Source organism: Dactylosporangium sucinum, from assembly GCF_014647515.1.
Taxonomy (GTDB): Bacteria; Actinomycetota; Actinomycetes; order Mycobacteriales; family Micromonosporaceae; genus Dactylosporangium; species Dactylosporangium sucinum.
In genome coordinates, this window is record NZ_BMPI01000052.1 from 1 (window position 1) to 18305 (window position 18305).

17 protein-coding genes are annotated in these 18305 nt (G+C 71.1%); 9 read left to right on the top strand and 8 right to left on the bottom strand.

Going from position 1 to position 18305, the window contains the following annotated elements:
* Positions 1-81 precede the first annotated feature (81 nt).
* From IEZ31_RS39125 to IEZ31_RS39155, 7 genes are all read left to right on the top strand, one after another.
* The gene (locus tag IEZ31_RS39125) at positions 82-1377 is read left to right on the top strand and encodes an AAA family ATPase (protein ID WP_190255160.1); all 1296 of its coding nucleotides are present in this window, start codon (positions 82-84) and stop codon (positions 1375-1377) included.
* Between the two features lie 38 nt (positions 1378-1415).
* Complete coding sequence (locus IEZ31_RS39130) at positions 1416-3023, top strand: Ycf46 family AAA ATPase (protein WP_190255161.1); 1608 nt, start codon at positions 1416-1418, stop codon at positions 3021-3023.
* A complete protein-coding gene (locus IEZ31_RS39135; RefSeq protein ID WP_190255162.1) occupies positions 3020-3472 on the top strand; it encodes a hypothetical protein in 453 nt (150 codons plus the stop codon). The genes IEZ31_RS39130 and IEZ31_RS39135 overlap by 4 nt, the downstream gene beginning before the upstream one ends.
* Positions 3469-3693: a DUF2997 domain-containing protein gene (locus IEZ31_RS39140; protein WP_229836309.1), complete on the top strand. Its 225-nt coding sequence runs from the start codon at positions 3469-3471 to the stop codon at positions 3691-3693. The genes IEZ31_RS39135 and IEZ31_RS39140 overlap by 4 nt, the downstream gene beginning before the upstream one ends.
* On the top strand, positions 3680-4417 hold the full coding sequence (locus IEZ31_RS39145) for a ComEA family DNA-binding protein (RefSeq protein ID WP_190255163.1): 738 nt from the start codon (positions 3680-3682) through the stop codon (positions 4415-4417). Before IEZ31_RS39140 ends, IEZ31_RS39145 begins: the two co-directional genes overlap by 14 nt.
* Complete coding sequence (locus tag IEZ31_RS39150; RefSeq protein ID WP_190255164.1) at positions 4410-5111, top strand: 4Fe-4S single cluster domain-containing protein; 702 nt, start codon at positions 4410-4412, stop codon at positions 5109-5111. Before IEZ31_RS39145 ends, IEZ31_RS39150 begins: the two co-directional genes overlap by 8 nt.
* Before the next feature lie 219 nt (positions 5112-5330).
* Positions 5331-7232 carry a pectate lyase-like domain-containing protein gene (locus IEZ31_RS39155; protein WP_229836311.1) on the top strand — a complete coding sequence of 634 codons (1902 nt, stop codon included), beginning with the start codon at positions 5331-5333 and terminating at the stop codon, positions 7230-7232.
* A gap of 59 nt (positions 7233-7291) precedes the next feature.
* On the opposite strand, the gene IEZ31_RS39160 is transcribed toward IEZ31_RS39155, so the two are convergent.
* Positions 7292-7534, bottom strand: a complete 243-nt coding sequence (locus tag IEZ31_RS39160; RefSeq protein ID WP_190255165.1) for a PspC domain-containing protein — start codon at positions 7532-7534, stop codon at positions 7292-7294.
* A gap of 94 nt (positions 7535-7628) precedes the next feature.
* Positions 7629-8699, bottom strand: coding sequence for a cellulose binding domain-containing protein (locus tag IEZ31_RS58970; protein WP_190255166.1), 1071 nt, complete (start codon positions 8697-8699; stop codon positions 7629-7631).
* Between the two features lie 131 nt (positions 8700-8830).
* Here IEZ31_RS58970 and IEZ31_RS39170 point away from each other — a divergent pair, with 131 nt between their 5' ends.
* Entirely contained in the window at positions 8831-9547 is a 717-nt protein-coding gene (locus IEZ31_RS39170) for a DUF6086 family protein (RefSeq protein WP_190255167.1), read from the top strand.
* 112 nt (positions 9548-9659) lie between these two features.
* Here IEZ31_RS39170 and IEZ31_RS39175 read toward each other — a convergent pair whose 3' ends face one another.
* Genes IEZ31_RS39175 through IEZ31_RS39190 form a run of 4 tightly spaced genes read right to left on the bottom strand, consistent with a single transcriptional unit; the run spans position 9660 to position 13505 of the window.
* Positions 9660-10544, bottom strand: coding sequence for an ROK family protein (locus IEZ31_RS39175; RefSeq protein WP_190255168.1), 885 nt, complete (start codon positions 10542-10544; stop codon positions 9660-9662).
* Complete coding sequence (locus IEZ31_RS39180; protein WP_190255169.1) at positions 10541-11713, bottom strand: sugar ABC transporter permease; 1173 nt, start codon at positions 11711-11713, stop codon at positions 10541-10543. The genes IEZ31_RS39175 and IEZ31_RS39180 overlap by 4 nt, the downstream gene beginning before the upstream one ends.
* The gene (locus tag IEZ31_RS39185) at positions 11710-12372 is read right to left on the bottom strand and encodes an ATP-binding cassette domain-containing protein (RefSeq protein ID WP_229836313.1); all 663 of its coding nucleotides are present in this window, start codon (positions 12370-12372) and stop codon (positions 11710-11712) included. Before IEZ31_RS39185 ends, IEZ31_RS39180 begins: the two co-directional genes overlap by 4 nt.
* A 56-nt stretch (positions 12373-12428) precedes the next feature.
* Positions 12429-13505, bottom strand: coding sequence for a sugar ABC transporter substrate-binding protein (locus tag IEZ31_RS39190; RefSeq protein ID WP_190255171.1), 1077 nt, complete (start codon positions 13503-13505; stop codon positions 12429-12431).
* Between the two features lie 122 nt (positions 13506-13627).
* Between IEZ31_RS39190 and IEZ31_RS39195 the strand changes: the two genes are divergently transcribed.
* Entirely contained in the window at positions 13628-14827 is a 1200-nt protein-coding gene (locus IEZ31_RS39195; RefSeq protein WP_190255172.1) for an ROK family transcriptional regulator, read from the top strand.
* Between the two features lie 64 nt (positions 14828-14891).
* On the opposite strand, the gene IEZ31_RS39200 is transcribed toward IEZ31_RS39195, so the two are convergent.
* Positions 14892-17489 (bottom strand): glycoside hydrolase family 2 protein, encoded by a 2598-nt coding sequence (locus IEZ31_RS39200; RefSeq protein WP_190255173.1) that lies wholly within the window; start codon positions 17487-17489, stop codon positions 14892-14894.
* Positions 17490-17613: 124 nt separating this feature from the next.
* A partial coding sequence (locus IEZ31_RS57180) for a family 20 glycosylhydrolase (protein ID WP_229836314.1) occupies positions 17614-18305 on the bottom strand: 692 nt, incomplete at its 5' end.

Sequence of the window (18305 nt, forward strand, 5' to 3'; positions counted from 1 at the left end):
CATCGTGGGCTCAGTTTGGAAGGCATGCGGCCGGAGCGAAGCGGAGGACGCATGACCGGTCCGGAGCGAAGCGGAGGACGCATGACCGGTGACATCTTCCCGGCCGTCATGGCCGACCTGTTCGACGGGCCGGCGCGCGGGGTCGTCGTCGACTCGCCGCCCGGCGCCGGCAAGTCGACCCTGGTCGTGCGGGCCGCCCGGCACATCGCCGCCACCGGCGAACCCCTGGCCGTGGTCGCCCAGACGAACGAGCAGGTCGACGACCTGGTCGCCAACCTGGCCGCGGCGGCGCCGGAGCTGCCGGTCGGGCGGCTGTCGGCGCAGGGGTACGTCCCCGTGGCGCGCATCTCCGGCCACCCCAACGTGCAGGTGGACTCCGCCGTGGCCGGCCTCGGCGGATGCCGCGTCATCATCGGTACCGCCGCCAAGTGGGCCACGCTGACCGAGGGCTCCTGGCCGTGGGCGATCGTCGACGAGGCGTACCAGATGCGCTCCGACGCACTGCTGCGCGTCGCCGGGCGGTTCGAGCGCACGCTGTTCGTGGGCGATCCCGGCCAGCTCGACCCGTTCTCGACGGTGGAGACCGAGCGCTGGGCCGGGCTGTCCTGGGATCCGCAGCTGAGCGCGGTGGCGGTGCTCCTGCGCCACAACCCGCACGTGCCGGTGCACCGCCTGCCGGTGTCGTGGCGGCTGCCGGCGACGGCGGCGCCCGTCGTGTCCAAGGCGTTCTACCCGTTCACGGGCTTCACATCCGGTACCACACGGGAAGAACGCTCGATGGAGTTCGCCACGCGGGCGTTCGGCGCGTCGCCGCTCGACGCGACCCTGGCCACCGCCGCCGCGACCGGGTGGGCGCTGCACGAGCTTCCCGCCCGGCACAGCATGCGCACCGACACCGAGGTGGCCAAGGCGTGCGCGCTGCTGGCGCTGCGGCTGCTGGAGCGCGGCGCGGTCGCCGTGTCCGAGAAGGCGCCCGGCGGCGCGCCGGTGGGGCCGCAGCGGATCGCGATCGGCACCGCGCACCGCGACCAGGCCGCGGCCGTGCGGCACTACCTGCCGGAGCACTCGGGCATCACCGTCGACACGGCCAACCGGCTGCAGGGCCGCGAGTACGACGTGACGATCGTCTGGCACCCCCTGTCCGGCCGCCGCGACGCGACCGCGTTCCACCTGGAGGCGGGCCGGCTGTGCGTGCTGGCCTCCCGTCACCGCCACGCGTGCGTCGCGGTCGCCCGGGCCGGCATCGCCGAGCTGCTCGACGCCCACCCGTCGACCGGTCGCATGTACCTCAACGAGGTGGTCAAGTTCCCGGACGGCTGGGAGGCCAACCAGGCGGTGATGAGCCACCTGGACCAGCATCGGGTGGTCGCTTCGTAGGACCTCGGAGCTGGCGGGGGGTTGTTACAGTCGTGCGGATGGCCGGGGATTTCCGCAGCAACCTCGCGCAGCTGCTCAAGGCGCGGTTCCCCGTCCTGTATGTCGAGTCGTACGAGGAGCAGCGGGTCGTCACCGAGGTCGGCCGGGTGGTCGGCGACGCGACCCAGCTGCGCACGCCGCGGCCGGTGTGGATCTGGTCGGCGAGCGAGGGGCTGGTCCAGCCCGACGGCACGGCGCGGCGGGGCACGACGGAGCCGCAGGCCGCGCTGGAGGCGGTGCTGCGGATCAACGAGCCGGCCGTGTTCGTCTTCGTGGACCTGCACCCGGCGCTGGGCACCGCCGACCGCCCGGGTGACCCGGTCGTCGTCCGGCGGGTCCGCGACGCCGCGGCGGCGTTCAAGGCCGGGCACGTGCCCCGCACGCTGCTGCTCGTGTCACCGGTGCTGCGGCTGCCGGTCGAGCTGCAGAAGGACGTCACGATCGTGGACTTCCCGCACCCGACCGAGCGGGAGATCCGCGAGCTGCTCGACACCCTGATCGCCGACAACGCGGCGACCGGCCGGATCCGCATCGACCTCGACGACGCCGGCCGGGAGCGGTTCGCCAAGGCGGCGGTCGGGCTGACGCTGCAGGAGGCGGAGAACGCCTTCGCCCGGGCCATGGTCAACGACCAGGTGCTCGACATCCACGACGTCATGATCGTGCTCGAGGAGAAGCGGCAGACCGTGCGCAAGTCCGGGCTGCTGGAGCTCGTCGACGCGGACGTCGACCTGGCCGACGTCGGCGGACTGCAGACCCTCAAACGCTGGCTCGCCAAGCGCGACAACACGTGGCTGGCGGAGGCCGCGCGGTATGGGCTGCCGGCGCCCCGCGGCGTGCTCATCACCGGCGTGCCCGGCTGCGGCAAGTCGCTGACCGCCAAGGCCGTCGCCGCCGCCTGGGGGTTGCCGCTGCTGCGGCTCGACGTCGGACGGGTGTTCTCCGGGATCGTCGGGTCGAGCGAGGAGAACATGCGCACCGCGATCCGCATCGCCGAGGCCACCGCGCCCTGCGTGCTGTGGATCGACGAGATCGAGAAGGGCTTCTCGGCGTCCACCGGCGACTCCGGCACCACCTCGCGGGTTTTCAGCACGTTCCTCACCTGGATGCAGGAGAAGAGCAAGGCGGTCTTCGTGATGGCGACCGCCAACGACATCGAGCGGCTGCCGCCCGAGCTGTTGCGCAAGGGCCGCTTCGATGAGATCTTCTTCGTCGGCCTGCCGACGCGTGCCGAGCGGGCGGCGATCTGGCGGCTCCACGTGGCCCGGCGTGCGTCCGTCCCGCTGGACGAGGCGGCGGTGCACCGGTTGTGCGATCTCAGCGCCGGCTACTCCGGGGCCGAGATCGAGCAGGCGGTCGTCGCCGGCCTGTTCGACGCGTTCGCGGAGCGCCGCGAGCTGCGCTACGACGACCTGGTGCGGGCCACCGCCAACATGGTGCCGTTGAGCGTCACCCAGGCCGAGCGGCTCGCCGCGATCCGCGACTGGGCCGAGACGCGGGCGGTGGCCGCCACCGCATCCGAGGACCAGGACCAGGGCCCGGCGGGCCGGGCGCCCGGCACGGGCGGCCGAGTCCTTGCGTTTCCGTTGTCAGGAGGTAGCCGATGAGCGTGTCCTTGATTCTCGTGCCGCTGGCCGTGGCCGCGGTGAGCGCCGCACACGGCCTGCGGCAGGGCCGCGACGAGCAGAACCGGGTCGTCTGCCAGGTCCAGACCCGCATGCGGGACACCACGCTGCTCACCGCGGCCCTGCACGACACCAGCGCGGTCGTCAGCGGCACCGACCAGGAGATCCGCGCCGAGTGGAGCGGCGTCCAGGCCCGCCTCGCGCGCGGCGCGGACGGCATCTGGTCCGCCCACTTCACCGGCGAGGTCGACGAGCAGCGGGCGGTCGACATCGTGCGGGCGATCGACGCCGCGTACGGCCGCCAGGTCCAGCAGGCCGTGCTCCAGCGCCTGCGCGAGCGGGCCCCGGCGGCCGGCCTGCGGCTGGAGTCGGAGACGGTGACCCCGGCCAACGAGGTGCGCCTGGTCTTCGCGGTCGACGGAGCGGCATGATGGCCGACCGCCCGCGCATCATCGTGACGGTGTCCAGCGACGGCACCGTCAACGCCCAGACCGAGGGCGTCCACGGCGGCGCCTGCCTGGACTACATCGCGGTGCTGGAGGACCTCCTGGAGGCCAGGACGGTCGACAGCACGTACACCGCGGACTACACCCGCACCACCACGGCCCAGGTCCAGACCGCTCAGCAGGATCGGAACATTGAACGGGCCTGACGGCGGTTTCGGCAGCGGGGCGCCGCAGGCCGGCTGGGTCGTGCCGCCGCGGCCGCAGTCCAGCCCCGCGGCCAGCCTGGGCTGGCGCGTCCGGCACAGCTGGTGGCTGCTGCTCTCGCTCCTCGGCGTGGGCTGCTTCTCCGGCGTCGGCTTCCTCTACATCGGCTTCCGCGCTCGCCGCCCGTCGTGGTGGGTCTCCGGCGTCGGGTATCTGGTCCTCAGCTGGGCCTGCTTCATCGTCGTCGTCGCGGTCCCGCAGGACCACTACCTGGCCAGTGTCGGCGCCGCCCTATGGCTGCTGACCTGGCTCGCCAGCATCGTCCACGCCGGCCTGATCAACTCCGCCTGGCTGCGCTGGCGGGCGAACTACGTCCCCTGGTATGCCGAGCCCGTCGGTCTGGCCCCGGCGCCGACCTGGGCCGCCCCGGCGGGCCCCCTGGACGTCAACACGGCGACGTACGAGCAGCTTGCCGCGCTCCCCGCCATCGGCCCCGAGGTCGCCCACCGGATCCTGATCGAGCGCCAGGCCCGGTCCGGCTTCGGCAGCCTGGAGGAGTTCGCGCTCGCCCTGAACCTCCCGCCGCACCAGTTCGCGGGCCTGCGCCACCAGCTGACCTGCCCCCCGCCGGACCGCAGCCCGTGGGCGTCATCCCCACCGCCGTCCGCGCCGCCGTCGCCACCGTCGGGGCCGCCGCCGATCCCCGGACGCGTCATGGATGTCTGATCCCGACCGGACCCCGCGCCCCGCGATCGACGCCGACCAGCTGCCGCGGCCGGCGGCCGACCCCGGCCGGGTGCCGCTCGCCCGCTTCCTGCCCTCGACGAACGCCGAGGGCCCGGGCGAGCGCACCGCGATCTGGGTCCAGGGCTGCTCCATCCGCTGCCCGGGCTGCTTCAACCCGCACATGTGGGGCTTCCACCCGGCCGACCCCGTGGCGACCGCCGACCTGGCCGCCCGCATCCTCGCGACGGGCACGGCGGGCCTGACCCTGCTCGGCGGCGAGCCCTTCGACCACGCCGCCCCGCTGGCCGAGGTGGCCGGCGCGGTCGCCGAGGCCGGCCGCTCGGTCATGACCTTCACCGGCTACACCACGGCCCAGCTGCACCGAGCCGTCGACCAGGGCCGCGCCGACGTCCGGGCCCTCCTCGACGCGACCGACCTTCTGGTCGCGGGCCCGTTCCTGGCCGACCGCCTCGACGCGGTGCGCCCCTGGGTCGGCTCGACCAACCAGGAGTTCCTGCTGCTGACCGACCGCTTCCCGGAGATGCTCGACGCCCTCGGGGAAACCCCCGACCGCCTCGAGATCACCGTGACGGCGGACGGCAGCATCGCCGTGAACGGCTGGGCCGACCCCGCGACCCTCGAAGCCCTGCTCGCCGATCTCGACGCCCGCCGAGGCGGCATCCAGCGGCTTTGATGGGCGTGGAAGCGCTCCACAGTGACGCCCAAAAATACCCCAATGCGCCGCCATCCGGGCGGGTTGCAGGCCGGCCGCGAGATAGATCCCTCCAGGCCATAGCGCTCAGCGGATTCACGCGGTAGAAACATCCAACGGAGAGAGCGCTCTCACACTCTCCAGCGTGTTTCAGCACCCCTGTCCAATGAACGCTGCCGCCCAGCGGAGAGGACGATCCGCATGACGACCCCTACCCAGGGCCGCCACGGTCCAGCGAGGTTGCGCCCCGGGCGCCGGCTCATCGGCCGGGCCCTCGCGCTCAGCCTTGTGCTGACGACCGTCGCCGCCGGCACCGCAACGGCCGCCGCGGCATCCCCGCCACCCTCCGGCGGCTCGACCTTCGGTCCGAACGTGACCGTGTTCGACCCGAGCATGCCGGTCAGCGAGATCCAGGCGAAGCTCGACGCCACCCACGCGGCGCAGGTCGACGCCGAGATGGCGCCGAACCGCTACGCCTTCATGTTCAAGCCCGGCACGTACGGCACGGCTGAGCAGCCGCTGCAGATCAAGGTCGGGTACTACACCGAGATCATCGGCCTCGGCGCCGCGCCGACGGACGTGCTCATCAATGGCAAGGTCGAGGTGTACAACCGCTGCCTCGCCGACGGCGGCACCAGCAACTGCCTCGCGCTGGTGAACTTCTGGCGCGGCCTGTCCAACCTGTCGATCAACATCAACTCGGCGGGGCAGGACGGCTGCCGCGGCTCGGCCAACTTCTGGGCCGTGTCCCAGGCGGTGTCGATGCGCCGGCTCAACATCACCGGCGCGAACCTGTCGCTGATGGACTACTGCACGGCCGGCCCGCAGTACGCCAGCGGCGGCTTCATCGCCGACTCGAAGCTGCCGTTCGTGGTCAGCGGCTCGCAGCAGCAGTGGCTGACCCGCAACTCCGAGGTCGCAGGCTGGTCCAACGCCGTGTGGAACCAGGTCTTCTCCGGCGTGGTCGGTGCTCCGGACGAGTCCGGCTTCCCGGCGACGCCGTACACGACCCTGGCCACCACGCCGATCAGCCGGGAGAAGCCGTACGTCTACGTCGACGCCAAGGGCAAGTACTTCGTCCGCGTGCCGTCGGCGCAGAAGAACACCAGCGGCGTCAGCTGGGCCAACGGCATGACGCCCGGCCGCAGCATCCCGCTGTCGGACTTCTACGTCGCCAAGCCGGGCGACTCGATCACGAAGATCAACCTGGCCCTGACCCTGGGCAAGCACCTCCTGCTCACCCCGGGCGTCTACGACATCCCGCGCAGCATCGAGGTCCGCTGGCCCAACCAGGTCGTCCTCGGCCTGGGCCTGGCCACGCTGACCGCGGTCAACGGCTCGATCCCGCTCGACGTCGCCGGCGTCCCCGGTGTCGTCATCGCCGGTGTCGCGATCGACGCCGGGACCAAGGAGTCGCCCGTCCTGCTGCGCGTCGGCAAGGAGCACGGGCTCAACTTCAGCGACCCGGGCAACCCGACCACGCTCTCCGACGTGTACTTCCGCGTCGGCGGCCCGCACATCGGCAAGGCCGACACCGCCCTGCAGGTGAACAGCGACAACGTGCTGATCGACCACACCTGGGTGTGGCGCGGTGACCACGGCGTCGAGGGCTTCACCGAGGGCGTGAACGGCGACACCCAGCGCTGGCGGACCAACATCGGTCGCTACGGCGCCGTCATCAACGGCGACAACGTCACCGCGACCGGCCTCTTCGTCGAGCACTTCCAGAAGTACAACACCGTCTGGAACGGCGACAAGGGCACGACGATCCTGTACCAGAACGAGCTGCCCTACGACCCGCCGACGCAGGCCGACTGGATGAACGGCAGCGTCAAGGGCTACGCGGGTTACAAGGTCGGCGACAAGGTGCGGACGCACAACCTCTACGGGGCGGGCGTCTACGTCTTCAACCAGAACAACCCGTCGATCCACACCGAGAACGGCTTCGAGGTCCCGAACCGTCCCGGCGTGAAGCTGCACCACATCATGACCGTCAACCTCAGCGCCGGCGTCATCGACCACGTCGTCAACGGCGTGGGCGAGGCGGCGGACACCACCAAGATCGGCGCGCCGGTGTTCATCACGGACTACCCGGCCCCGTAGGACCGCTCGAAAAAAGCGGGCCGGGGCACTCATGCCCCGGCCCGCTCTGCTTTTCGACGCTACGCGGAGACGACCGTCGGCGCCGCGGCCCGCTGCTCGGCCGGCATCAGGATCCACAGGATCGGGTAGATCAGGATCTGGCTGCCCGGGATGGCCAGCAGGATCAGCAGGAACAACAGCCGCGCCGGCCACGGGTCGATGCCGAACCGGCGGCCGAGCCCGGCGATGACGCCGCCGAGCAGCCGGCCCTCGGTCGGGCGGACCAGACCCTGCTGACGCATCGCGCCGTACACGGTTTCCATCTCGATGTCTCCTTGTCCTCTTGGGATGTCTCAAGGATGGCCGCGCGGACGTCCTAGACGCATCGGGGACCGACCCCGCTCTTCACCTCAGGGTTCAGCTGTAGTCCAGCGAGTAGCTGTTCGTGGTGAAGTTGGCCCGGCCGGCGGTGCCGGTGAGCTCGAAGCCGAACTGGACGTCGCCGACGTTGACGTCGCCCCACCAGTTCTGCGTCCGCAGCCAGTTCAGCACCGCGAGCACGTCGATGGTGCCGGCGTTGGTCTTGCTGGTACGCACGAAGGAGAAGACCGCGTTGCTGCCGTTGGAACCCCGGTAGACGTTCCAGGTGTGGCCGCCGACGCTGACGTTGCGAGCGTTGGGCACCGCGCCGTTGGCGTCGTAGGACTCGGCGATCGGCCCGACGGCGCCGTTCTGGTTGCACCAGATCATGACCTCGTAGGCGTAGTTGTTGGCCCAGATGTCGTACGCGGTCGCGTAGTCCCCGTCACTGGCCACGGTCACGTTGAACGAGCTGCGCAGCGAGCCCAGGGAGCTCAGGGTCCGGTTGAGGATCTTCGACGTGTGCGGGTACGCCTTCACACCGCTCGTGCGCGGGTGCTGGGCGACGACGCCCCAGTTGGTGCCGGTGCGGGCCCAGATCGTCTGCGGCCCGGCGCCGGAGCCCCAGATGTTGTTCCGCACGGTGAAGCCGCCGTTCGTCCAGGTGTCCCACTGACCGCTGGCCACCCAGACGGCGTCGGACGGCACGCCGGTACCACTCGGGGGTGGCGAGCTCGAAGGAGTCCTCGACGGCGTCGGACTGGTCGTGCTCACACTGCCGGTGCAGGCCGTGCCGTTGAGGTTGAAGCTCGCCGGTACCGGATTGCTGCCGGTCCACGACCCGTTGAACCCGAACGAGGCCGTCCCGTTGGTGGCGATCGACCCGTTGTAGCCCGCATTGCGGGCCGTGACCTGGGACCCGCTCTGGGTCACGGTGGCGTTCCAGGCCTGGGTGACCTGCTGGCCGGCGGCGTAGGACCAGGTGAGCGTCCAGGCGCTGACCCTGGCCACCGAGTACGCGACCCGGCACCCGGCCGCGGCCGACGCGGGCAGCGCGACCACCGTGACCCCGGTCGTGGTCACCGCGACCGCCGCCGCGACGGACAGAGCAAGATGACGTTTCCGCATGGACGCTTCCCTTCCGATGGGAGAGTCGAACCGCTTCGACGCCGGAAGCTAGTGCTATGCATTGACGGACGTCAAACTCAAGCGGAGGGGCGCGCGGCGCGGGTGTGAAAGTTACCGGGATAGGGTGCAGTGTGGGCACGACCGCGTACGTCGACGGCATCGCGTTCTGGGAGCCCGGCGAGCCCGTGGCCGACATGTTCTGCGTGCAGGTGCGCGTGCTGGAGCGCTGGATCCGCCGCTCCAGCGGCATCGTCGGGCCGGAGTCCGACGAGATCCAGGTCGACCCGCTGAAGCTGCGCGAGTTCCTGGTCTTCCAGCTCAACGCCTGGGCCCGGGCCGGCTCGCCGACCCTGAAGGCGATGCTGCTGGGCACCATGCAGGTCCTCGCCGCGCTGGACGAGCACCTCAACGGCCCCCTGCTCGAACTGGGCGCCATCCCGGAGATCCAGCGCGGCCGGCTGACCGCGATCCCGGCCGCCGCCCTCCGCCCGGCGCCGTGGGGGCCACCGACCGCCGCCGATCTCCCGCAATCGGTCCGATTCGAACTGGCCACGATCGTCCAGGACCTGGTGCGCGGCTGGTACAAGACCCTCGAGGAGCGGCTCGGCAGCGCCGGCTGGTCGGCCGACCACCTGCGCGAGGTCGTGGAGTCCTACGCGATCCCGCTGCTCATGCCGCCCCAGCGCATCCCGCCGGACCTGATCAGCACGGTCCAGGACGGGCGGCGGACGAGCCTGATGTCGTTGTGGGACACGGTGTACGGCGTGTCCCGCCTCCGGCTGCAGGTCGTCCACGACGAGCAGGGCCACCGGGTCACCTGGCTCGGCTTCGGCGACCCCCCGACCTGAGCGCGCCGGCCAACCACGCGTCGATCTTGCAGTTGTGGTGCCACGACACTCCCGGAATGCCCCGGTTTGGCGGGCACCACAACTGCAAGATCGACGAGGTGGGGGCCGGGGGTTACCGGGCGGCGGCCAGGGCCATGGCCAGCGCGCCGATGAGCGGGGCATCGTCGACGAAGCTGGCGGTCGTCAGCTGTGGCGGGAAGGGCACCGAGCGGGTGAGGGCCGCCGCCACCCGCGGGAGGATGAAGGGGGCGGCGCCCATCAGCCCGCCGCCGATGACGACTCGTTGCGGGTCGAGGACGACGCAGAGGTTGGCGATGGTCCGCGACACCGTGTCCACCGCCTCGTTGAGCAGCTCGCCCACGCCCGGTTCGGTCTGCAGGTCGAACAGTTCGGCGGCGGTCACCTCCCGGCCCAGCAGGGCCGAGCCACGGCTGGCCAGCGCGCTGCCGGAGACCGTCTCTTCCAGCGGGGCGTGGCCGTCGGCGAAGGTGGGTGCGGAGGCGGAGTCGCGCAGGTAGCCGATCTCGCCCGCCGCGCCGTGGGCTCCGGGCAGGACCCGGCCACCGGCCACGAGGGCGGCGGCGAGTCCGGTGCCCAGGTTGATGTAGAGACCGACGTCAACGCCGCGGAGGGCGCCCCAGCGCAGTTCGGCGGCGGCGCCGGCGTTGACGTCGTTGTCGATCGCGACGGGGGTGTCGCCGAACTCGGCGCGCAGGAGCCCGGGCAAGGCCAGGCCGTCCCATCCGGGCACGTTCGGAGCCAGCCGGACCACGTCGTCGCGGACCACGCCGAAGGTCGAGACGCCCACCGCCGCCGGGGTGCTGAGCAGTTGCCGCCCGGCGGTGAGGGCGCGCTCCACGACCTGGAGCGCGCCCCCGGCACCGTCGGTGCGCAACCGCATCGTGGTGTACGGGCGGGCGTCGAGCGCGTCGACAGCCGCCGTTCCCAGTGCGACCTTGGTGCCACCGAAGTCGATCGCCAGCACGTGCCGCGTCACTTTGGCTGTCCTCGTCGTACGAGCGAGTCGATCGCCACGGCGACGGCGAGCACCGCGGCGGTCACCATGTACCGCACCGAGGAGTCGACGCTCAGCAGCAGCATGCCGTTGGTGATCGACTGGATCACCAGGATGCCCAGCAGCGCGGCGTAGGCCCGGCCCCGCCCGCCGAACAACGACGTGCCGCCGATGACCGCCGCGGCGATCGCCATGAGCAGGGTGTCGCTGCCGCCGGAGCTCTGGTTGACCGCGGCGAGCCTGCTGGCGGCGAGCATCCCGCCGAACGCGGCCAGGGTGGACGCGGCGGTGAAGGCCAGGACCCGGATCCGGGTGACGTTGATGCCGGCCCGTCGGGCCGCTTCGGCGTTGCCGCCGACCGCGTACATGTGCCGGCCGAAGACGGTGTGCCGAAGGGTCAGGTCGAGGCCCACGACGAGGGCGCCGAAGATGACGAGCAGCAACGGCACCCCGCGGTCGGCCGACAGGACGAGCACCGCCACGGCGAGGACGCCGGCGAGACCGGCCAGTCGCAGCGCCGGCCACAGGCCGGAGCCGACCGGCAGGTCGGCCTCGCGGCGCAACCGCCGGTCGACCAGGGAGCCGGCGCTCCAGCCGGCCACGATGAGCGCGGCCAGCAGCCATCCCGCCCACGGCGGCAGCCAGGTGTCGCTCAGCCGCGCGAGAAACCCCTCGAACGGCAGGTTGATCGTCCCGCCCCGGCCCAACAGGTACAGCATCAAGCCCTGCCAGCCGATCAGCCCGGCGAGCGTGACGACGAATGAGGGCATTCGCAGTTTGGTGAGCATCCAGCCGTGCAGCAGGCCGATCAGTGCGGCGCAGCCGAGCGCGGCCGCGATCGCGAGCAGCGGGTTCCAGGCGTGGTGGACGTACAGGATCGTCATGACCACCGCACAGAGACCGCTGACCGAGCCGGCCGACAGGTCGATCTCGCCCAGCAGGAGCACCATGATGATGCCGAGCGAGATGGTGCCGGTGGCCGCCATCTGCAGGGCCAGGTTGGTGAGGTTCTCCGCCGACAGGAAGTGCTCGTTGAGGGACCCGAACACGACCGCGATCAGGATCAGGCCGCCGACGACCGGCCATGCGCCGAGGTCGGTCCGCGCCGCCGCGCGCAACGGTTGCAACGGCTTGACGAGCGTCGTGGTCATACGGCGCCGCCGGTGATGGCGGCGACAACGGACTCCGGGGTGGACTCCGCGGTGCGGAAGTCGCCGGCGTTGCGGCCCAGCCGCAGGACCACGATCCGGTCGCTGACCGCCCGGACGTCGACCAGGTTGTGGGAGATGACGAGCACCGCCAGCCCGCGGTCGCGCAGGCGGCGGATGAGGTCGAGCACCTGCGCCGTCTGTTCGACGCCGAGCGCGGCTGTCGGCTCGTCGAGGATCACGACCCGTGGCTCGCCGATGAGCGCCCGGGCGATGGCGACGGACTGCCGCTGGCCGCCGGAGAGCATCGCCACAGGCACGCGGATGTCGCGGATGCGGACGTCCAACGAGGACAGCAGGTCCCGTGCCGAGCGTTCCATGCGGATGTGGTTGAGCACGGTCCACCGGCGGCGTTCGGCGCCGAGGAACAGGTTGCCCACGACGTCGAGGTTCTCGCAGAGTGCGAGGTCCTGGTGGACGGTCGACACGCCGAGTTGCTGAGCGTCGTGCGGGCCGGCGATGCGGACCGGGAGGCCGTCCTGCTCGATCACGCCGTCGTCGGCGATGACGACGCCGGACAGGACCTTGACGAGGGTCGACTTGCCGGCGCCGTTGTCACCCACCAGCGCGACCACTTCGCCGGGCGGCAGGTCCAGGCTCACCCCGTCCAGAGCCTGGACCGCACCGTAGCGTTTACTGATGTTCGAGGCGGCGAGCACTACTGGATTCCCGCCTTGGCGCACGCCGGGACGACCGGGCCGGTGCAGATGTCCGACGTTTTGTAGAAGCCGTCCTTGACGATGGTGTCCTTGATCCGGTCGGCGGTGACCGCGATCGGGTCGAGCAGGAACGCGGGGATGTCGGCGGTGCCGTTGGCGACCTTCGTCGGGGCGGCCGGCTTCTCGCCCTTGGCGAGCGCGACGGCCAGTTCCGCCGACTTCTCCGCCTCCTGGCGGATGTCGAGGTAGATGGTCATGTACTGCTCGCCGGTCAGGATCCGCTGCACCGCCGCGAGTTCGGCGTCCTGGCCGGTGATCGGCGGCAGGGTCGGGTAGCCGGCGCGCTTCATCGCCGCGATCGCCCCGCCGGCCATGCCGTCGTTGGCGGACAGCACCCCGACGATGGCGTCCCGGCCGAGCGCGGTGATGGCCTGCTCCATCTCCTGCTGGGCCTTGTCCGGGCTCCAGTCGGGGGTGTCGAACTCGCGGCCGATCTGGACCTTGCCGTCGAGGACGTTGTGCGCGCCGGTCTTGTAGTCGGCCGAGCTGGGGTCGGTCGGGGCTCCGTTGAGCATGACGATCTTGCCCTTGTCCGCCGTCCCGGCCTTGGTCAGCGCGTCCAGCAGCGCCTGGCCCTGCATCTCGCCGACGCGGACGTTGTTGAAGGAGACGTAGTACTCGTAGGAGATCTTGGAGATCAGCCGGTCGTACGCGATGACCGGGACCTTCTTCTGCTTGGCCTGGTTCACCAGCGACGCGACCGCGCCGGCGTCGACGGCGTCGAGGACCAGCACGTCGGCGCCCTCCGCCAGTGCGGCCTCCACCTGCTGCTGTTGCTTGGCGGCGTCCTGGTCGGCGTTGGCGTAGAGCAGCTTGCAGTCGGCGCACAGCGCCTTCACCTTGGCCTCGAACAGCGGCCGGTCGAACGCCTCGTAACGGGTCGTCTTGGACTCCGGCAGGAACAACGCGATCGTCGGCGCGTCATCGCCGGCCTGCTTGTCCCCGGTGCTGCCGCCACACCCGCTGACGACGGTGGCCGCGACGGCCACGACTGCGACGAACCATCTGGCTCTCACGGAGGGGCACCTTTCCTCGCAGGGTTCTCGGGAGCATGTTCTGCCCGACGGCAGCCGGTTGGCAAGGTCCTTTACGAAATTGATAAATGACCTTTCCTAACGCGGTGTGGCAGGCTGTTCCCGTGGAGACCACCGGGACCGCCAGCACCACCAGCGTGCTGCGGGTGATGAACGAGCGGGCCGTGTTCGGCGAGACCTTCCGGCTGGGAACGGTGTCGCGACCCGAGCTGGCCCAGCGGACCGGGCTGTCCAAACCCACCGTGGCCGTGGCGCTCACCAACCTCGAACGCGCCGGGCTCCTGCGCCAGGTCGGCACGCGCGCGGGCGCCGCCGGACGCTCCGCGGCGCTCTACGAGGTGCGTCCCGAGGCGGGCTGGGTCTTCGCCGTCGACGTCGGCCGCTCCTACGTCCGCGTCGGTCTTGCCGACCTGGTCGGCACGGTCGTCGCGCGCAGGGACGAAACGTCTCGCGGCACCCGCGCCCGCGACCTCGTCGCGCAGCTCACCCGCCTCGCCGGGGAACTGGCCGCCGAGGCCGGCATCACGCGCGACGACATCACGCTCGCCGTCTTCGGCACCCCGGGCATCCACGACAAGGCGACCGGCGCCCTGCATCTGGCCCCGAACCTGCCCGGCTGGGACCGGCGCGGCAGCGTGGAGCGGCTCGCGGGCATCGCCGGCTCGACGTACGTGGTGGAGAACGACGTCGACCTGGCCGCCGTCGGCGAGGCGACCTACGGGCTCGGCCGCGGCGTGCGGCACTTCGTCTACGTCTCGATCGGCACCGGCACCGGCATGGGCATCATGATCGACGGCAAGCTGTACCGAGGCTTCCGCGGCGCCGCCGGCGAGATCGGCTACCTGCCGGTCGGCGAGGGCGACCCCCTGCTGGACGAACCCGGCGCACGACGCCGGGGCATGTTCGAATCGGTGGCCTCGGCCGACGGCGTGGTCGCGTTGGCCCGGCGGCTGGGCCTGCACGACGCGGCAACCGCGAAGGACGTCTTCGACGCCGCCCGCGCCGGCGAGGAGACCGCGCGGCTGGCCGTGTCCCGCGTGGTCGACCACGTCAGTCACGCCCTCGCCGGGATCACCGCCGTGCTCGACCCGGAGCTGGTCGTCCTCGGCGGCGGCGTCGGCAGCCAGCCCGGCGACCTGCTCACCGCCCCGGTCGCCGAGCGGCTCCGCGATCTCGTCGTGCTGCGCCCGCCCCGCATCGAGGTCTCCACCCTCGGCACCGACGCCGTGCTGCTCGGCGCGCTCGCCGTCGGCCTGGCCGAGGCCCGCGACCTGGTGCTCGACCGCGCGGCGGCCCTCCGCTGACGGCTGGAGCACCGGACGTGGCCCGGGGGCGGCAGGACGCCGGCCTGCCGCCCCCGGTTCCGGCTCAGGGCACCGGCACCGACACGGTCGGGACGTTGTAGCCGCGCACCCGCAGGTGGGCGGGCAGCCCGCCCAGGTCCGCGGTGGCGTAGACCGCCGTGATCCGGGTCGACTCGCCCGGGAACAGCGAGACGTAGTTGTCGGTGTAGGAGACGGGCACGACCTCGTTTCCGCCATTGCCGGCGGTCACCTCCGGACGCAGGAAGAACGCGATGTTCGTCGGGCTGGTATTGGTCAGCGTGATCGTGACCGTCTCCTGCCCGCCGGCGACCGATCGGGACACACCGGTGGTGACGCCGGTGTTGGCGGCGAGGCTGTTCAGCCCGGTCAGGTTGGCGAAGGTCTTGACGCTGGTGGAGTACCAGTTCTTCTTGTTGCCCAGGGCGTCCGGGGTGGTGGAGTACCAGTAGAGGTTGTTGCTGACGGTCGCGCCGCTCGCGTCCTTCAGCTGCAGGCGGACGAAGTAGGTCGACGTCAGTCCCGCGACGGACGGCAGGGTCAGCACCGACGCGGACGCGTTGGCGGGCGCGGTGACCGCGACGCTCGTGGTGTACTTCTGGGTCAGGTCGGGGATGTTGTACACCGTGGCGGTGGCGGTCAGGCCGGTCCGGGCGGTGAGGGTGGAGTTCACCACGTAGGCGTTGCGGGTGAAGTAGTCATACGCGATGTGGACCGGCTCGGTCGCCTTCCTCGTGCCGTAGAAGGACCCGCCGGGCTTGAAGTAGTAGTCGTACAGGTTCCAGTGCAACGCCGGCCAGGCGTTGTTCTGCATCCACCAGATGCTGCCGAACGACTGGGTGTGCTGGCGGGCGCTCCACGCCTCGAAGAACGACCGGGTGTTCTCGTAGTTCATCACCTCGGACTTCTTCGAGTAGTCCGCGGCGCTGGTCGTGGTGCCGTAGCGCCGGTTGAGCGCGTTGGTGTAGACGTCGGTGTTGTCGAAGACGCTGCCGCCGCGGCCGACGTGGTAGTTCCAGGCCGCGTTGCCGACCGGCCAGGTCTGCGCCGGGGTGAGGAAGCGTGAGAGGCTCTCCAGCGGCGGCGGCGCCTCGGTGCCCTCCTCGCCGGTGGTGCCGAACGCCGAGCCCTCGCGGCTGAGGTCCCACCACAGCACCGGCGGCTCCCACTTGTACGGACCGTCCATCTTCATGCCCGCATTGGCGTTGGACCAGGTCGCCACGTTGTCCACGGTGGGGTTCTGCCAGTGCAGCGCGGCGGCGATGTTCTTGTACGCGGTCAGGTGCGCCGCCGTCGGCGGCATGTCGCTGCCGTAGTTCCACATGAACGTGCTGGCGTGCGCCCGCAGGGCCCGCATCTGGGTGTTCAGCGACGCCTGGGCGACGGTCGTCTGCTCCGCCGTCCAGGTGCTGTCGTTCTCCCAGGCGCTGCAGCAGACGAATCCCGGCATGATCATGATGCCGGCCGCGTCGGCGAGGTCGTAGAGCTCCTGGTTGCCGAGGGTCCCCTCCAGCCGGATCGTGTTGAGGCCCATCCCCTTCACGTAGTCGACGTGCGCCTTGTTCGTCCTGCTGTCCCATCGTTGCAGCAGGTCCCAGACGTACCCGCCGCCGCGGAACAGGATCGGCTGCCCGTTGACCTTGTACCCGGCGAACGACGTGCCCTGCACCGTGGTGCGGTAGTCGGTGAACTGCCGTACGCCGAAGTTGATCGTCTTGCTGTCCGACGCCGACCCGGACACGCTCGCCACTGTCGTGAGCTGATAGAGCTCCGGGCTGCCGAACTGGTAGGGCCACCACAGCACCGGGTTGGTGACGTGCAGCTGCGGGTAACCGGCGGGGTCGAAGACGACCTCCCGCCGCTCCCCGGCCGCGAGCGTCACGGTCTGGTTGACCGTGATCGTCGGCTGGCCGGGCTTGCTGACGGTGGCGGCGACGGTCGTGGTGACCGGCGCGGCGGTCGCGTTGATCACGTCGGCGTACACGGTGAGGTCGGCCGTGCCGGTGGCGGGCAGCGGCAGGACCGTTCTGACGTACGGGTCACGGACGGCGACCGGACCCGTCGTGTCGACGAACGTGCGGCCCCAGATCCCGGCGTTCATGTCGGGTGCCTCGGGATTCCAGTCGACGGTGCAGACCGACAGGTCGGCGCAGCCGTGCCGCGGCGGGGTCACCCGGATCGCGATGGCGTTGAGCGCGCCGGGCACGATGGCGCCGGTGACGTTGTACTCGTGCGCGACGAACGTGCCGACCGCGTTGGCGTCGAGCTGGGTGCCGTTGAGCCAGACCTGCGCCCGGTAGCTCAGGCCCTGCAACCGCAGCCAGTAGACCTGCCCGGGACTCGCGGCCGCGGCCGTGAACTGGCCGCGGTACCACCAGTCCTGACCGGTCAGGTCCGGGACCGACTGCAGGTTCGTGCCGGCGTAGATGTCGGTGTAGACGTTGTTCGCCACCAGCCCGGCCAGCACGGTGGAGGGCAGGGTGACCGGACGCCAGCCGGCGGTCGGGTAGCCGACCTGGGAGATCGTGGCGCCGGTGTCGGCCAGGCCGGTGGCCGAGCGCAGGGCCCAGCCCGAGGTCAGCTCGGTCGAGCCCACGGTGGCGGCCGAGGCGCCGCCGGGGCCGAGCGCACCGATGCTCAGCACCGAGGTCACGGTAAGCACCAGCGCGGTCAGGGCGCGTTGAAGAATCTTCCGATTTCGTGACATTTCGCACCTCCGGCGAGTGTGCGGAGCCGCAAACTGGGGACGTTGCGGCTCCGCCGGCGGGTTACGAGCCGCTCGGCCAGGTGACCTGGGTCGAGTGGTAGTAGTTGATGCCCATGACGCGCCAGCGCGGTCCCTGTGCTCCCAGGCGCTGCTTGAACGCGGTGAGGTTGTGCGTGCTCCAGGGCGACCAGCCCAGCTCGGCGATCGCGGGCAGGCGCGGGAAGGCCATGTACTCGATGTCGGCCGTGGTCACGATCGTCTCCGTCCACAGCGGCGCCTCGACGCCGAGGACCGCCGCCTCACCGGCACCCGTGAGGTAGGCACCCGGGTTCCAGTCGTACGCCGTGTTCACGTCGATGAGACCGGCCCACTTCTGCCCCAGTCTCGTGTTGTTGCGGTACTTCATGTCCAGGTACGTCTTGTTCGCCGGCGACATGACCACCCTGGTGCCGCTCGCCACCGCCGCGGCCAGCGGCGCATCGCTGGTGGTGGTGCCCCAGAACTGGGCCACCGTCGAGGGCAGCAGCGGCGCGTCGGCCACGTCGTGCCATCCGACGACGGTCTTGCCGTGCGCGGCGACGATCTGCTGGGCGCGGTTGATGAAGGACGAGTAGTCCGCCGCGGCGGTGGAGCTCGCCTCGTCGCCGCCGATGTGCAGGTAGGGACCCGGGGTCAGCGCGGCGAGCTCCCCGATCACCTGGTCGATGAAGGTGTAGGTGAGTTCCAGCGGTATGCACAGCGAGCTGAACCCGA

What these genes read in the sequence shown, in the direction of transcription:
- IEZ31_RS39160 (WP_190255165.1), bottom strand. Translation starts at nt 7,534, where the DNA reads ATGGAAACCGTGTACGGCGCGATGCGTCAGCAGGGTCTGGTCCGCCCG.
- IEZ31_RS39130 (WP_190255161.1), top strand. Translation starts at nt 1,416, where the DNA reads ATGGCCGGGGATTTCCGCAGCAACCTCGCGCAGCTGCTCAAGGCGCGG.
- IEZ31_RS39155 (WP_229836311.1), top strand. Translation starts at nt 5,331, where the DNA reads ATGACGACCCCTACCCAGGGCCGCCACGGTCCAGCGAGGTTGCGCCCC.
- IEZ31_RS39150 (WP_190255164.1), top strand. Translation starts at nt 4,410, where the DNA reads ATGTCTGATCCCGACCGGACCCCGCGCCCCGCGATCGACGCCGACCAG.
- IEZ31_RS39135 (WP_190255162.1), top strand. Translation starts at nt 3,020, where the DNA reads ATGAGCGTGTCCTTGATTCTCGTGCCGCTGGCCGTGGCCGCGGTGAGC.
- IEZ31_RS58970 (WP_190255166.1), bottom strand. Translation starts at nt 8,699, where the DNA reads ATGCGGAAACGTCATCTTGCTCTGTCCGTCGCGGCGGCGGTCGCGGTG.
- IEZ31_RS39125 (WP_190255160.1), top strand. Translation starts at nt 82, where the DNA reads ATGACCGGTGACATCTTCCCGGCCGTCATGGCCGACCTGTTCGACGGG.
- IEZ31_RS39140 (WP_229836309.1), top strand. Translation starts at nt 3,469, where the DNA reads ATGATGGCCGACCGCCCGCGCATCATCGTGACGGTGTCCAGCGACGGC.
- IEZ31_RS39180 (WP_190255169.1), bottom strand. Translation starts at nt 11,713, where the DNA reads ATGACCACGACGCTCGTCAAGCCGTTGCAACCGTTGCGCGCGGCGGCG.